The sequence below is a fragment of the Roseivivax jejudonensis genome (genome assembly GCF_900172265.1).
Lineage (GTDB): Bacteria > Pseudomonadota > Alphaproteobacteria > Rhodobacterales > Rhodobacteraceae > Roseivivax > Roseivivax jejudonensis.
This window is the reverse complement of the sequence record NZ_FWFK01000001.1, coordinates 504376-516850: the sequence shown is the minus strand read 5'-3', so window position 1 is coordinate 516850 and position 12475 is coordinate 504376. Positions and strand designations below refer to the sequence as shown.

Sequence of the window (12475 nt, the reverse complement as noted above, 5' to 3'; positions counted from 1 at the left end):
CCGCATGATCCGCAGCCTTGTCCTCCCGCTCGGGATCCTCGCCGCGCCGGCGGCGGCGCATCCGGGCGCGCATCCGCATCCGCACGTCGCGACGCCCTGGCTGGCGGCCGCGCTGGCCCTCGTCGCTGTGGCGGCTCTTGTGGCGCTGCGTCAGAGCCGGAGGCCGCGATGATCCCCGGAGAGATCTTTGTCCGCGAGGGCGAGTTGACCCTCAACGAGGGGCGCGAGCCGGTCACGCTGATGGTCGCCAATACCGGCGACCGCCCGGTGCAGGTCGGGTCGCACTACCACTTCGCCGAGGCCAACCCCGCGCTCGACTTCGATCGCGACGCGGCGCGTGGCTGCCGGCTCGACATCGCGGCCGGAACCGCCGTGCGCTTCGAGCCGGGCCAGCGGCGCGAGGTCGCGCTGGTGCCCTATGCCGGCGCGCGGCGCGTCTTCGGCTTCAACGCGCATGTCATGGGAGATCTCTGATGCGACTGGTGTGCATGTTCGCGCTGTTGGCGGCCACGGCTCCGTCCTGGGCTGCGGCACAGTCCTTTCCGTGCCGGTCCGAAGCCACGCAGATGGAACTGACCCAATGTGCCTACGAGGATTGGCAGGCGGCCGATGCCGAGCTCAACCGCGCGTGGAAGATCGTGAAGCCCAAGGCCGACCGGCGCGGGCAGGGGCAGGGTCTTCTGCAGGCGCAACGGGCGTGGCTGCAGTTTCGTGACGCGACCTGTGACGCAGAACGCAACCAGTACGAGGGCGGAACGATCGCGCCCATGATCGGCTTTGCCTGCCTGGCCCGCGTGACGCGCACGCGCACGCAGGAGCTGTGGCAATATGATTATTGACGCGAGGTCGGGCCGGGGCCTCTCGTCGCCCTTGTGCCGCGCTGCGGCGTCGTGGTTTTCTGCACCTGCAATGCGGGGCCGTGAGGGCGCCGCGCCCGATCGCAGGACAAGGGAAGAGACGACATGTTCGTGATGACACCGATGACCGCGGCAAGCGTGATGGCGGTCTGGTCGGCCCAGGCCGTCGGCGCGCAGATGCGCATGGCGCGCGTGTTCTACGACGCCGCGCTTCAGGGCAACCGGATGATCTGGGGCCTGCCGGCGGCACAGATGCAAAGCCTGTGCGGCGTCGCTCCCGCCCGCGACACGCCGCGCGCCGCGGCGGCCCCGGCGCCCAAGGCGACGGCGAGCGCGCCGCGCGCGGCGGCCAACACGCCGCGCCGCGCGGAGGTCTCGCCGGCGCGCGCTGCCGGCACCAAGGCGGGACAGGCCCCTGCCGCAAAGGCGCCGGCGGACCGTGCCGAGACGACCGCGAAAAGCGAACCGACCGCCAAGTCCGCGGCGAGCGGCGGACGCGCGACGACCTCCAAGAGCGCGGCCAGCACCGCGAAGGCGGCGGCCAGCACCGCGCGCAAGGCCGCGCCGAAAGCGTCCTCCGCGAAGACGTCGAGCGAGAGTGCGAAGACGTCGGCTGGGAGTGCGAAGGCCTCGACCGCAAGCGCGAACGCGGCCGCCGCGAGCGCGAAATCGGGCGGATCCTCCGCATCCTCCGCTTCGGCGCAAAAGGCGTCGGCTTCGACGCCGGCCAAGGATCCCGTCGCCAAGCCGACGGAGGAGGCGAAGGCGGCCACGCCCAAGAGCGACGACCCGAAGGCCACCGGCACTGCCGGTAAGGCGACCGGCGCAAGCGCGACCAACACCACGTCGTCAGCGGACAAGGCCAAGACCGCATCGTCGACCTCGACCCCGTCGAAAGGCAGCGGATCCGGCACCAAGGCCGCATCGACGTCCGATCCCGCGACCAGGACCGTCGCGACCTCGCCGAAGACGCCGGACACGCCGCGCGCCAAAGGTGACGAAACGACCGCTAAACCCGCCGCGACGCCCCGCCGCCGCGCGCGCAAGCAGCCCTCGACCCCGCCGGCCATGCCGGAGAAGTCGCGGAACTGACCCCTCCGGTCCGGGCGCCGCTTGCGCCCGGACCGGTCCAGCCAAGGAGCCGAGCCCATGCCCGCCACGATCTCCCGCGCCGATCACGCGGCCATGTTCGGCCCCACCACCGGCGACCGGGTGCGCCTGGCCGACACCGACCTGATCGTGGAGGTCGAGCGCGATCTGACCGGTCCCTACGGGGAAGAGGTCAAGTTCGGCGGCGGGAAGGTGATCCGCGACGGCATGGGCCAGTCGCAGACGACCCGCGCCGAGGGCGCCGTCGATACCGTCATCACCAACGCGCTGATCGTCGACGCGACCGGCATCTACAAGGCCGACGTGGGCCTGCGCGACGGGCGCATCGCGAAGATCGGAAAGGCCGGGAACCCGGACACCCAGCCCGATGTCGACATCGTCGTCGGTCCGGGCACCGAGGCGATCGCCGCTGAAGGCAAGATCCTCACCGCCGGTGGGTTCGACAGCCACATCCATTTCATCTGCCCGCAGCAGATCGAGGACGCGCTGCACTCCGGGATCACGACGATGCTCGGCGGCGGCACCGGCCCGGCGCACGGCACGCTCGCCACCACCTGCACCCCGGGGCCGTGGCATATCGGCCGGATGCTGCAGGCGCTCGACGCCTTCCCGATGAATTTCGGCCTGTCGGCCAAGGGCAACGCGTCGCTGCCCGCCCCGCTCGAGGAAATGGTCTCGGCGGGGGCGTGCGCGCTCAAGCTGCACGAGGACTGGGGCACGACGCCGGCCGCGATCGACAACTGCCTGAGCGTCGCCGACGAGATGGATGTGCAGGTGATGATCCACACCGACACGCTCAACGAGTCGGGCTTCGTGGAAAACACGGTCGCGGCGATGAAGGGTCGCACGATCCACGCCTTCCACACGGAGGGCGCGGGGGGCGGACACGCGCCCGACATCATCCGCATCTGCGGCGAGCCGCATGTCCTGCCCTCGTCGACGAACCCGACGCGGCCCTACACGGTGAACACGATCGAGGAGCATCTCGACATGCTCATGGTCTGTCACCACCTCGACAAGCGCGTGCCGGAGGACGTGGCCTTTGCCGAGAGCCGGATCCGGCGCGAGACCATCGCCGCCGAGGACATCCTTCACGACATGGGCGCGTTCTCGATCATCGCCTCCGACAGCCAGGCTATGGGCCGCGTCGGCGAGGTCATCCTCCGGACGTGGCAGACCGCCGACAAGATGCGCAAGCAGCGTGGTCGCCTGTCCGACGAGACCGGCGAGAACGACAATCTCCGAGTCCGCCGCTACATCGCGAAATACACGATCAACCCGGCCATCGCGCACGGCATGGCGCACGAGATCGGATCGATCGAGGAAGGCAAGCGCGCCGATCTCTGCCTCTGGTCGCCGGCCTTCTTCGGGGTGAAGCCGGAACTGGTGCTGATCGGCGGGTCGATCGTCTGTGCCCAGATGGGTGATCCAAACGCGTCGATCCCGACGCCGCAGCCGGTTTATTCCCGCCCCATGTTCGGCGCGTTCGGCCGGGCGGTCGAACGCTCCGCCGTGCTCTTCGTGGCCGAGGCCGCAGCGGGCGCAGGCATCGGTGCCGAGCTCGGCCTCGCAAAGCAGACGCTGCCGGTCCGCGGCACGCGCGGCATCGGCAAGGCGGATCTCGTGCTCAACGATCACTGTCCGCAGGTCGAGGTGCACCCCGAGACCTACGAGGTGCGCGCCGATGGCGAATTGCTGACCTGCGAGCCGGCGACCGAGCTGCCGATGGCGCAGCGATACTTCCTGTTCTGAGGCCCGAGCCATGCGTTTGCCGCATCGCAGCGATACCGCATTGTCGGTTGGGGCGCGTTCTTATCCTGCCTATTTCGTGGGCACGGGAGGAGACGAAACCGACAGAACGGACCATATCAATGGCACAGAGTGCACCCGCAGACTTCTCCACCGCAGACAGCCTCGTCTCCAGACTTTCGCAGGGCCTGTCGCGCGGCCTGACCTTCCTGATCGAGAACAACCCGCGCTACGGCAAGATCGCGGCCGTCAACCGGATGACCGACGACGAACTCGCCGCCCGCGGCACGTCGCGCGCCGACATGGTGCGCCGCGCCTTCCAGGACCAGTTCTACCTCTGATCCTTGCCGAGGGGGGCGCGCCATGAGCGCGCCCGCCCTCGTCGCCCGCGCCTGGCACCCACATGGCCACGGCGCCCCGTCGGGTCGTGTCGCGCTCGACTACGACAGCCGCTTCCTGCGCAGGCGCGTCCTGACGCTGGAGGACGGACGGCGCTGCCTCGTCGACCTGCCGCAGACCGTGTCGCTCGACGACGGCGCGGTGCTGGTGACCGAGGCCGGCGACGAGATCCGCGTCGCTGCGGCCGAGGAGCCACTCCTGGCGGTCACCGGCGATCTTGCCCGGCTCGCCTGGCACATCGGCAATCGCCACACTCCTTGCGAAATCCACCCCGACCGCCTGCTGATCCGCCGCGACCACGTCATGCGCGACCTGCTCGCGCGGCTTGGCGCCGGCGTGTCCGAGGTGATCGCGCCGTTCCGGCCCGAGGGCGGCGCCTACGGCCACGGTCGTACGCACGGCCACGATCACGGACATGACCACGGCCACGCGCACGGCCACGGCTCCGCGCCTGGACACGCAGAGATCGGGCAGGGGCATGACGTCTGATCTGAAGCTGCATCAGCTGTTCTCGCCCGCGTTCCCCACCGGGGGGTTCGCCTATTCCCATGGACTGGAGACGCTGGCCGCCGAGGGCCTCGTGCATGATGCCGACACTCTGACGGACTGGCTTCGGACGTGGCTGGCGCACGGCGCCGGGCGCAGCGACGCGATCCTGTTCGCGCGCGCCGCGCGGGGCGAGGATCCCGCGCCGCTCGACGCGCTGGCCCGCGCGCTCGCGGGAAGCGCCGAACGCCGGCGCGAAGCGGTCCAGCAGGGCGCGGCCTTCGCCGCGACCTGCCGGCACGTCTGGGCGCTCGACCTGTCGGACATGGCCTACCCGGTGGCCGCGGGGCGCGCCGTCGCCCTGCTCGGACTCGATCCGCGCACGGCTTTGGGGACGATGCTGCTCAACACCGCCTCCGGCTTCGTCGGCGCGGCACAGCGCCTCCTGCCCATCGGGCAAAGCGCGGGGCAGGCCGCGCTCGCCGCGCTCGCGCCGGCCTGCGCCGCCGCCGCCGACGCGGCCTTCGCGGCCGATCCCGACGACCTCGGCGGGTTCGCCCCGGTGATGGACGCCGCCGCGGCGCGCCACGAGACGCTGCCGGTCCGGGTGTTCCGCTCGTGACCGCGCTCGGCTGGATCACCTGCGCCGTGCTGGTCGTGCTCGCGGCCCTGCATCTGCTCTGGGCCATCGGCTACTGGGTGCCGGTCCGCGACGAGACCCGGCTCGCGCGGACGGTCTACGGGCTCGACGGCGTGACCCGGATGCCGGGCGCGGTGCCCTGCGCGCTCGCGGCCGTGGCGTTCTTCTTCCTGGCGATCCTGCCGGCACTCGCCTGGTTTCCGCTCCGGTCGGCGCTCCTGACGCTTGCGGGGGCGGCGATGCTGGCGCGCGCCGGCGCCGCCTACCTGCCGGCGGTCCGGCGCTTGGCGCCGGAGGAGCCCTTCGCGACTCTCGACCGCCGCGTCTACGGCCCGCTCTGGGCGGCGCTGGGCGCGGCGTTCCTCGTCCACGGCACAGGAGGCTGAGCCATGCCATCCCCCCACGGTCCCCTGCGCGTCGGCATCGGCGGTCCGGTCGGCGCCGGCAAGACGACGCTGACCGCCGCACTCGCGCGCGCGCTTGCGCCGCAGCTGTCGATGGCGGTGGTGACCAACGACATCTACACGCGCGAGGATGCCGAGGCGCTGATGCGCCTGCAGGTCCTGCCCTCCGACCGTATCCGCGGGGTCGAGACCGGCGGCTGCCCGCACACCGCGATCCGTGAGGACGCCTCGATCAACCTCGCCGCCATCGCCGAGTTGACGGAGGCGCTGCCGGACCTCGAGCTGGTGCTCATCGAAAGCGGCGGCGACAACCTTTCGGCGACGTTCTCGCCAGAGCTCGCGGACGTGACGATCTATGTGATCGACGTGGCGGCCGGGGAGGACATCCCCCGCAAGGGCGGGCCGGCCCTCACCCGCTCGGACATCCTCGTCGTCAACAAGGCCGACCTGGCGCCGCATGTCGGCGCCTCTCTCGAGGCGATGGCGCGCGATGCCGCCCGCATGCGCCCGGCGCTGCCGACGATCTTCGCGCAACTGAAGCACGGGGCGGGCGTGGACGAGATCGTCTCGACGCTTGCGGAGATCGGCGGGCTCGACCTCGCACGCCAGGCGGCGGAGTAGGGCGGGCGCGGCGAAGGGGGCGGCTGGTCCGCGGGTCCGCCCGGTCGTCGTTGTGCCGGGCTGAGGGGGCGCTGCCCCCTCTTGCGCCTGTGGCGCAATTCACCCCCGGAGTACTGGGGCCAAGAAGAAGCCCGGTGCCGGACGTTCTGGCGGAGCGGTGCGGTGCGGGTCGCGGGGCTGGTGGGCGTCGTTTCGGGGACTCTCTCCCTGCGCAGACGCCCTGGTCCGGGCGGATCGTTGGCGGGACGGGCCCTCAGCCGATCTGCCCGCGGTGTCCGCCGGTCTGGGCACGGTCGAGCAGGAGGTGATCGAGCAGCACGCAGGCCATCATCGCCTCGCCCACGGGCACGGCGCGGATCCCGACGCAGGGATCGTGCCGGCCCTTGGTCACGACTTCGGTGGGGCGGCCGGATTTGGTGATCGAGGCGCGCGGCTTCAGGATCGACGAGGTCGGCTTCACCGCGAAGCGCACCACAACGTCCTGACCGGTGGAGATGCCGCCGAGGATCCCGCCGGCGTGGTTGGAGGAATAGGTCGGGGCGTCCGCGTTGCCGAGAAAGATCTCGTCGGCGTTGTCCGCGCCGGTCAGCCGGGCGGCCGCCATGCCCTCGCCGATCTCGACGCCCTTGACGGCGTTGATCGACATCATCGCCGCGGCGAGATCGGTGTCGAGCTTGCCGTAGACCGGGGCGCCGAGGCCCGCGGGCACGCCCGCGGCCGTTATCTCGATCTCCGCGCCGCAGGAATTGCCGGACTTGCGCAACGCGTCGAGATAGTCGGCCCAGCTCTCGGCCGCGGCGGCTGAGGGCACCCAGAAGGGATTGCGGTCGATCTCGGCCATGTCGCGCGGCCCGTCGATGCCGTGCGCGCCCATGCGCGTCATGTAGCCGGTGATCGCGAGGCCCGGGACCAGCGCCGCCAGCGCGGCACGCGCGACGCCGCCGGCGGCCACCCGCGCCGCCGTTTCGCGCGCCGACGACCGGCCGCCGCCACGATAGTCGCGGATCCCGTACTTCTGCCAGTAGGTGATGTCGGCGTGGCCGGGGCGGAAGGTCTCGGCGATGTCGCCGTAATCCTTCGACCGCTGGTCGGTATTCTCGATCATCAGCTGGATCGGCGTGCCGGTGGTGCGGCCCTCGAACACGCCCGAGAGGATGCGCACCTCGTCGGCTTCGCGCCGCTGGGTCGTGTACTTGTTCTGGCCCGGCTTGCGGCGGTCGAGCCAGTGCTGGAGCGCCGCCTCGTCCAGGGGCACGTTCGGCGGGCAGCCGTCCACCGTGCAGCCGAGCGCGGGCCCGTGGCTCTCGCCCCAGGTGGTGACGCGGAAGACGTGGCCGAAAGTGTTGAAGGACATTGGGGCGCTCCGTTGATCGCCCCCTGTTAGGCGAGGCCGCGGCGCGGCTCAAGGCCGGGACGCTGGGGACGCGGCCGGGTCGGTGCGCAGACGGCCACCGAGGCGCAGCCCGTCGCGGAAGGCGAGGCCGAGAAGCGCGATGTTGATCGCGCCAGCGGCGAGTTCGGCCGCCTGCACGGCGTAGAACAGGGCGTCGAACTCGCCGGCGCGGGCCTTGTGCGACAGGTAGAGCGCGGCGGGGACCAGGATGGCGAGGCCGTTCACGGCGACGATCGACATCCGGCGGCGCTTGGCCGCCACGAGCGCACCGCCACGACCGCGTGCAAGGGCCTGCCCGGTGGCGCGCGCGGCGATCAACGCCGGCACGAGCAGCGCAAGTGCCCAAGGGATGGCGGTCTTCACGGCGACGATCGCGGTGCTTTCGCCCAGCGTTTCGACCACGACCGTGGCCGTCCAGAAAGCGATGACGATCGCGAGGGCCAGCGTTCCGGCGATCGCGCGGAGGGAGCGGAGTGACATGGGCGATATCCGATAGCTTGCTATGTAATTGCGCGCGGAAACGGGGTCGCGGGGCGCCGCACGGTCTATAGTATAGCATGCTATTGGTGACTTGCATAGCACGCTATTGAGTGGCACGAGAGCCGCATGACGTTCACGATGCGCAGCTCTCCGGGCTACCTGGTCAATCACCTGGGGCGGCTTTTTGCCGCCGAGTTGCAGGCGCGGATCCGGCCGCTCGGCCTGTCGGTCGGGGTGTTCCCGCTCATGCTGCAATTGTGGGAGCGCGACGGGCTGACCCAGCGCGAGCTGGTCGACCGGCTGGGACTCGAGCAGGCCACCGTCGCCAACACGCTGTCGCGCATGGCGCGCGACGGGCTGATCGTGCGCCGGGGCGATCCGCATGACGGCCGGATCGCGCGCAGCTGGCTGACGGAGCGGGGCCGGGCGCTGCGCGCGCCGGCGGTCGCGGCGGCCGAGGAGGTCAACGCCGCGGCGCTGTCGGGTCTGAGCGAGAGAGAGCGGGACGCGTTCGTGCAGCTGATGCAGAAGACGATCGCGCAGTTCGAGGGGAATGCGGCCGGTTGAACCCGGTGGATTCGCCGACGGCGGCCGAGGACGCCGCGCGGGCGGAGATCAGGTGACGAGGCCGATGATCAGGGCCACGAACATGCAGCTCACCATGAAGACCCAGAGCTTCAGCAGGAACCACGGGCTCGGTTCGCTGGGATTGAGATTCGTCCAGACTCGCTTGATCGTGTCGCGAATGTCGGTCATGGCCGCGGCTCCTTTCGTGTGTCCGATGCCTGTCGGATGACGATGGGGCGGTCGTCCGATCCGCCAACCCCCTGCGCGAGAACAGGCCGACCCTTGCCCATCGTGCGACGCCCGTCTACCTGTGTGTCACACCTCGGGGTGCCCTGGGCGTGCGGACGCGCGCCGGGCTGAGATGCGGGAGAGCCCGCGAACCCGTTGAACCTGAACCGGTTAAGACCGGCGGAGGGAAGGTCGCGCGGGCGAGCACAGACATCGTCCGGTCCCCTTGCCCCTCCGCCACCACGAGGAGGACGGGCCATGCGCGCCACCACGATCTTCACTGCCACCGCGACCGCCGCCGGCTTTGCGGTCCTTGCATCCGCCGCCGGCGCGCAGGAACGGGTGCTGACCGTCTATGCCGGCGATTACGTCGCGTCGGAATGGGGCCCCGGCCCGCGAATCGAGGAGCTGTTCGAGGCGCGCTGCGACTGCGACCTGCAGTTCTCGACCGGCGACCTGCTGCCGCGGATTCTGCTCGAGGGCGAAAACACCGATGCCGACGTGGTCTTCGGGCTCAATACCGATGTGACGCGGCGGGCGCGCGAGAGCGGGCTGTTCGCCCCGCACGGGCAGGACACCGGGGCGCTGACGCTGCCGGTCGATTGGACCGACGACGTCTTCCTGCCCTACAATTACGGGCACACGGCCTTCGTCTACGATACCGAGCGCGTGACCGAGCCGCCCGAGAGCTTCGACGCGCTGCGGGAGGCGCCGGACGACCTGACGCTGGTGATCCAGGATCCGCGGACCTCGATCTCGGGGCTGGCGCTCGCGCTCTGGGTCGATGCCGTCTACGGCGAGGACGCCGAGGCCGCCTGGGCCGACCTGTCGGACAACATCCTGACGGTCACGCAGGGCTGGTCGGAGAGTTACGGCCTCTTCACCGAGGGCGAGGCGGACATGGTGCTGAGCTACACCACCTCGCCGGCCTATCACCTGATCGCCGAGGACGACGACACGGTGAAGGCGGCGATCTTTCCCGAGGGGCACTACTTCATGGTCGAACTGGCGGCCAAGGTCGCCACGACCGACGTGCCCGAACTCGCCGATTCGTTCATGGCGTTCATGATGAGCGAGGAGTTCCAGCAGATGATCGCGACGGGCAACTGGTCGATCCCGGCGAAGCTGCCGCGCGAGGAATGGCCCGAGGGGTTCCAGGCGCTGGAGCTGCCCGAGACGGTGCTGTTCTACGACGAGGATGAAGCGGCGCAGCGCCGCGACGCGGCGATCGAAGCGTGGCGCGCCGGCCTCTCGCGCTGATCGCGGGCGGGCTCGTCGCCGCGCTCACGCTGGTGCCGGTTGCGGCGGTGCTCTGGCGCGCCGGCGGGCCGGCGACCTTCGCGGCGGGCGACGGGCAGGCGCTGCGCTTCACGTTGTGGCAGGCCGCCGTTTCGGCGGCGGTGTCGGTGGCGCTCGCCGTGCCGGTGGCCCGGGCGCTCGCGCGGCGCGCGTTTCCCGGGCGCGCGGTACTGGTGACGCTGCTCGGGGCGCCGTTCATCCTGCCGGTCATCGTTGCGGTGCTGGGCCTGATCGCCGTCTTCGGCAATGCCGGGATCCTCAATCGCGGGCTCGAGGCGCTGGGCCTGCCGGGTGTCACCGTCTACGGCGCGCACGGCGTGATCCTGGCGCATGTCTTCTTCAACCTGCCGCTGGCGACGCGGATGATCCTGCAGGGATGGCTGGCGATCCCGGGCGAACGGCTGCGGCTCGCCGCGGCGCTCGGCCTCGGGCCGTGGCAGGTCGTCCGCGTCGTCGAGTGGCCGATGCTGCGCCGGGTCGCGCCGCAGGCGGCCGCGGTGATCTTCGTCATCTGCCTGTCGTCCTTCGCCGTGGCGCTGACGCTCGGCGGCGGGCCGCGGGCAACGACGGTCGAGCTCGCGATCTACCAGGCGATGCGGTTCGAGTTCGACCTCGGCCGCGCGGCGATGCTGGCCTGCCTGCAGCTGGCGCTCGCAATGGCGGCCGGGCTCGCGGCGCTGGCGCTGTCGGGCGCGGCCGGGATGGGCGCCGGGCTCGACCGGACGGTGCCCCGCCACGATGCGCAAAGGGCCGGCGCGCGGTTCGTGGATACAATCGCGATCGGCGCCGCGGCAGTCTTTCTGCTGACACCGCTGGCGCTCGTCGGGGGCAACGGAGCGGCGGGGCTCTTCGATCTCGACGCGCCGGTCTGGCGCGCGGCGGGGCGGTCCGTGACGGTGGCGCTGGCCTCGACGGCGCTGTGCCTGCTCTGGGCCTTGCCGCTGGCGACCCGCCGGGGCGAGGTCGCGGGTCTTCCCGGGATCGCGGTCTCGCCGCTCGTGCTGGGCACCGGGCTCTTCATCCTCGCGCGGCCCTACGTGAACCCGGTGGCGCTGGCGCTGCCGGTCACGGCGATTGTCAACGCGCTGATGGCGCTGCCCTTCGCGCTGCGGATCCTGCGGCCGGAGGCGGAGGCGGTGCGCGCCGATTACGGCCGCCTCGCCGCGGCGCTTGGGTTGTCGGGGCGGGTCTGGTTGATCCGGGTCTTCCTGCCGCGCCTGCGCCGGCCACTCGGTTTCGCGGCGGGGCTGACGGCGGCGCTGTCGATGGGCGACCTCGGCGTGATCGCGCTCTTTGCCGATCCCGAAAGGGCGACATTGCCGCTGCAGGTCTACCGGCTGATGGCATCGTACCGGATGGAGGCGGCGCAGGGTGCGGCCCTCGTCCTGCTGGCGTTGTCGCTCGGGCTGTTCTGGGTCTTCGATCGCGGAGGGCGCGTGAATGCTGACGCTTGAGGGCGTGGTCACCGGTGCCGGGGCCTTTCGGCTGGCGGCGGATCTGCGCGTGGAGGCGCCGGGCCTCGTGGCAGTGATCGGGCCCTCGGGCGCGGGCAAGTCGACGCTTCTCGACGTGATCGCGGGCTTCCGCCCCGCGTCGGAGGGCCGGATCCTCTGGCATGGGCAGGACCTGACCCCGCTCGGTCCGGGCGACCGGCCGGTGGCGACGCTGTTTCAGGACAACAACCTGTTTCCGCACCTGACGCTCGCGGGCAACCTCGACCTTGCGCTGCGGCCCCGGGGCGGGCGCCTGACGGACGAGGCGCGCGCGCGCCGCGATGCCGCGCTCGCGCGCATGGGGCTCGACGGGCTGGGCGACCGGAAACCCGGCGCGGTCTCCGGCGGGCAGCAAAGCCGCGCGGCGCTTGCCCGCGCGCTCCTGCAGGCGCGTCCGATCCTGCTGCTCGACGAGCCGTTCGCGGCTTTGGGCCCGGCGCTTCGCGCCGAGATGCTGGAGGAGACGCGCCGCGTCGTGTCCGAAACCGGGGCGCTCGCGCTTCTCGTTACGCACGATCCGGCCGATGCGCACCGCGTCGCGCCCCGCACGATCCTCGTATCCGAGGGACGGGCGGCAGCGCCTCGGGACACCGAAGCGCTGTTCGCCGACCCGCCGGACGCGCTCCGCGCGTATCTCGGCGACTGAGGAGCGGCCGTGGCGTGGAGGTCACCCCGGCACGGCGGCGGCCCCGTGCCAGATTGACTTGGCCCGCCCGGCCGGAGACACACGAAAGAACCGACCGGCGCGC

General features: G+C 71.4%; 17 protein-coding genes and 1 riboswitch. Of the genes, 13 read left to right on the top strand and 4 right to left on the bottom strand.

Annotated elements, in window-relative coordinates:
- Window positions 1-4 precede the first annotated feature (4 nt).
- Genes ROJ8625_RS21125 through ROJ8625_RS02555 form a run of 3 tightly spaced genes read left to right on the top strand, consistent with a single transcriptional unit; the run spans window position 5 to window position 839 of the window.
- Complete coding sequence (locus tag ROJ8625_RS21125) at window positions 5-172, top strand: hypothetical protein (RefSeq protein WP_200813265.1); 168 nt, start codon at window positions 5-7, stop codon at window positions 170-172.
- The gene (locus ROJ8625_RS02560; protein ID WP_085790268.1) at window positions 169-474 is read left to right on the top strand and encodes an urease subunit beta; all 306 of its coding nucleotides are present in this window, start codon (window positions 169-171) and stop codon (window positions 472-474) included. Before ROJ8625_RS21125 ends, ROJ8625_RS02560 begins: the two co-directional genes overlap by 4 nt.
- Window positions 474-839, top strand: a complete 366-nt coding sequence (locus ROJ8625_RS02555) for a lysozyme inhibitor LprI family protein (protein WP_085790267.1) — start codon at window positions 474-476, stop codon at window positions 837-839. Before ROJ8625_RS02560 ends, ROJ8625_RS02555 begins: the two co-directional genes overlap by 1 nt.
- Before the next feature lie 230 nt (window positions 840-1069).
- Here ROJ8625_RS02555 and ROJ8625_RS20535 read toward each other — a convergent pair whose 3' ends face one another.
- Window positions 1070-1927: a hypothetical protein gene (locus tag ROJ8625_RS20535; protein WP_143535021.1), complete on the bottom strand. Its 858-nt coding sequence runs from the start codon at window positions 1925-1927 to the stop codon at window positions 1070-1072.
- Window positions 1928-2006: 79 nt separating this feature from the next.
- On the opposite strand from ROJ8625_RS20535, the gene ureC reads away from it, so the two are divergent.
- The 6 genes from ureC to ureG all read left to right on the top strand — a co-directional run bounded on the left by ureC (window position 2007) and on the right by ureG (window position 6266).
- On the top strand, window positions 2007-3719 hold the full coding sequence (ureC, locus tag ROJ8625_RS02545) for an urease subunit alpha (RefSeq protein WP_085790265.1): 1713 nt from the start codon (window positions 2007-2009) through the stop codon (window positions 3717-3719).
- A gap of 119 nt (window positions 3720-3838) precedes the next feature.
- Entirely contained in the window at window positions 3839-4057 is a 219-nt protein-coding gene (locus ROJ8625_RS02540; RefSeq protein WP_085790264.1) for a hypothetical protein, read from the top strand.
- Window positions 4058-4079: 22 nt separating this feature from the next.
- Window positions 4080-4604: an urease accessory protein UreE gene (locus ROJ8625_RS02535; protein ID WP_085790263.1), complete on the top strand. Its 525-nt coding sequence runs from the start codon at window positions 4080-4082 to the stop codon at window positions 4602-4604.
- Window positions 4594-5223: an urease accessory protein UreF gene (locus ROJ8625_RS02530; protein WP_085790262.1), complete on the top strand. Its 630-nt coding sequence runs from the start codon at window positions 4594-4596 to the stop codon at window positions 5221-5223. The genes ROJ8625_RS02535 and ROJ8625_RS02530 overlap by 11 nt, the downstream gene beginning before the upstream one ends.
- Window positions 5220-5627, top strand: coding sequence for a DUF3995 domain-containing protein (locus ROJ8625_RS02525; RefSeq protein ID WP_085790261.1), 408 nt, complete (start codon window positions 5220-5222; stop codon window positions 5625-5627). The genes ROJ8625_RS02530 and ROJ8625_RS02525 overlap by 4 nt, the downstream gene beginning before the upstream one ends.
- A gap of 3 nt (window positions 5628-5630) precedes the next feature.
- Complete coding sequence (gene ureG, locus ROJ8625_RS02520; RefSeq protein ID WP_085790260.1) at window positions 5631-6266, top strand: urease accessory protein UreG; 636 nt, start codon at window positions 5631-5633, stop codon at window positions 6264-6266.
- Between the two features lie 253 nt (window positions 6267-6519).
- Here ureG and aroC read toward each other — a convergent pair whose 3' ends face one another.
- Together aroC and ROJ8625_RS02510 are read right to left on the bottom strand one after the other, a co-directional pair.
- Window positions 6520-7620, bottom strand: a complete 1101-nt coding sequence (aroC, locus tag ROJ8625_RS02515) for a chorismate synthase (protein ID WP_085790259.1) — start codon at window positions 7618-7620, stop codon at window positions 6520-6522.
- A gap of 48 nt (window positions 7621-7668) precedes the next feature.
- Window positions 7669-8139 (bottom strand): hypothetical protein, encoded by a 471-nt coding sequence (locus ROJ8625_RS02510; protein ID WP_085790258.1) that lies wholly within the window; start codon window positions 8137-8139, stop codon window positions 7669-7671.
- A 126-nt stretch (window positions 8140-8265) separates the two neighbouring features.
- Between ROJ8625_RS02510 and ROJ8625_RS02505 the strand changes: the two genes are divergently transcribed.
- Window positions 8266-8706 carry a MarR family winged helix-turn-helix transcriptional regulator gene (locus tag ROJ8625_RS02505; protein WP_085790257.1) on the top strand — a complete coding sequence of 147 codons (441 nt, stop codon included), beginning with the start codon at window positions 8266-8268 and terminating at the stop codon, window positions 8704-8706.
- 48 nt (window positions 8707-8754) lie between these two features.
- Here the strand turns inward: ROJ8625_RS02505 and ROJ8625_RS20910 are convergent, their stop codons facing one another.
- A complete protein-coding gene (locus tag ROJ8625_RS20910; protein WP_159456708.1) occupies window positions 8755-8895 on the bottom strand; it encodes a hypothetical protein in 141 nt (46 codons plus the stop codon).
- Window positions 8896-9019: 124 nt separating this feature from the next.
- Window positions 9020-9140: riboswitch (TPP riboswitch) on the top strand.
- Window positions 9141-9192: 52 nt separating this feature from the next.
- On the opposite strand from ROJ8625_RS20910, the gene ROJ8625_RS02500 reads away from it, so the two are divergent.
- The 3 genes from ROJ8625_RS02500 to ROJ8625_RS02490 are packed head-to-tail and all read left to right on the top strand — an operon-like array spanning window position 9193 to window position 12372.
- The gene (locus ROJ8625_RS02500; protein WP_085790256.1) at window positions 9193-10194 is read left to right on the top strand and encodes a thiamine ABC transporter substrate-binding protein; all 1002 of its coding nucleotides are present in this window, start codon (window positions 9193-9195) and stop codon (window positions 10192-10194) included.
- Entirely contained in the window at window positions 10170-11687 is a 1518-nt protein-coding gene (locus ROJ8625_RS02495; RefSeq protein ID WP_085790255.1) for an ABC transporter permease family protein, read from the top strand. The genes ROJ8625_RS02500 and ROJ8625_RS02495 overlap by 25 nt, the downstream gene beginning before the upstream one ends.
- Window positions 11674-12372: a thiamine ABC transporter ATP-binding protein gene (locus ROJ8625_RS02490; RefSeq protein ID WP_085790254.1), complete on the top strand. Its 699-nt coding sequence runs from the start codon at window positions 11674-11676 to the stop codon at window positions 12370-12372. The genes ROJ8625_RS02495 and ROJ8625_RS02490 overlap by 14 nt, the downstream gene beginning before the upstream one ends.
- Window positions 12373-12475: the final 103 nt, after the last annotated feature.

Bases quoted from the DNA above. Each gene is read 5' to 3' on its own strand.
- ROJ8625_RS21125 (WP_200813265.1), top strand. From the start codon at position 5: ATGATCCGCAGCCTTGTCCTCCCGCTCGGGATCCTCGCCGCGCCGGCG.
- ROJ8625_RS02560 (WP_085790268.1), top strand. From the start codon at position 169: ATGATCCCCGGAGAGATCTTTGTCCGCGAGGGCGAGTTGACCCTCAAC.
- ROJ8625_RS02555 (WP_085790267.1), top strand. From the start codon at position 474: ATGCGACTGGTGTGCATGTTCGCGCTGTTGGCGGCCACGGCTCCGTCC.
- ROJ8625_RS20535 (WP_143535021.1), bottom strand. From the start codon at position 1,927: ATGGCCGGCGGGGTCGAGGGCTGCTTGCGCGCGCGGCGGCGGGGCGTC.
- ureC (WP_085790265.1), top strand. From the start codon at position 2,007: ATGCCCGCCACGATCTCCCGCGCCGATCACGCGGCCATGTTCGGCCCC.
- ROJ8625_RS02540 (WP_085790264.1), top strand. From the start codon at position 3,839: ATGGCACAGAGTGCACCCGCAGACTTCTCCACCGCAGACAGCCTCGTC.
- ROJ8625_RS02535 (WP_085790263.1), top strand. From the start codon at position 4,080: ATGAGCGCGCCCGCCCTCGTCGCCCGCGCCTGGCACCCACATGGCCAC.
- ROJ8625_RS02530 (WP_085790262.1), top strand. From the start codon at position 4,594: ATGACGTCTGATCTGAAGCTGCATCAGCTGTTCTCGCCCGCGTTCCCC.
- ureG (WP_085790260.1), top strand. From the start codon at position 5,631: ATGCCATCCCCCCACGGTCCCCTGCGCGTCGGCATCGGCGGTCCGGTC.
- aroC (WP_085790259.1), bottom strand. From the start codon at position 7,620: ATGTCCTTCAACACTTTCGGCCACGTCTTCCGCGTCACCACCTGGGGC.
- ROJ8625_RS02510 (WP_085790258.1), bottom strand. From the start codon at position 8,139: ATGTCACTCCGCTCCCTCCGCGCGATCGCCGGAACGCTGGCCCTCGCG.
- ROJ8625_RS02505 (WP_085790257.1), top strand. From the start codon at position 8,266: ATGACGTTCACGATGCGCAGCTCTCCGGGCTACCTGGTCAATCACCTG.
- ROJ8625_RS20910 (WP_159456708.1), bottom strand. From the start codon at position 8,895: ATGACCGACATTCGCGACACGATCAAGCGAGTCTGGACGAATCTCAAT.
- ROJ8625_RS02500 (WP_085790256.1), top strand. From the start codon at position 9,193: ATGCGCGCCACCACGATCTTCACTGCCACCGCGACCGCCGCCGGCTTT.
- ROJ8625_RS02490 (WP_085790254.1), top strand. From the start codon at position 11,674: ATGCTGACGCTTGAGGGCGTGGTCACCGGTGCCGGGGCCTTTCGGCTG.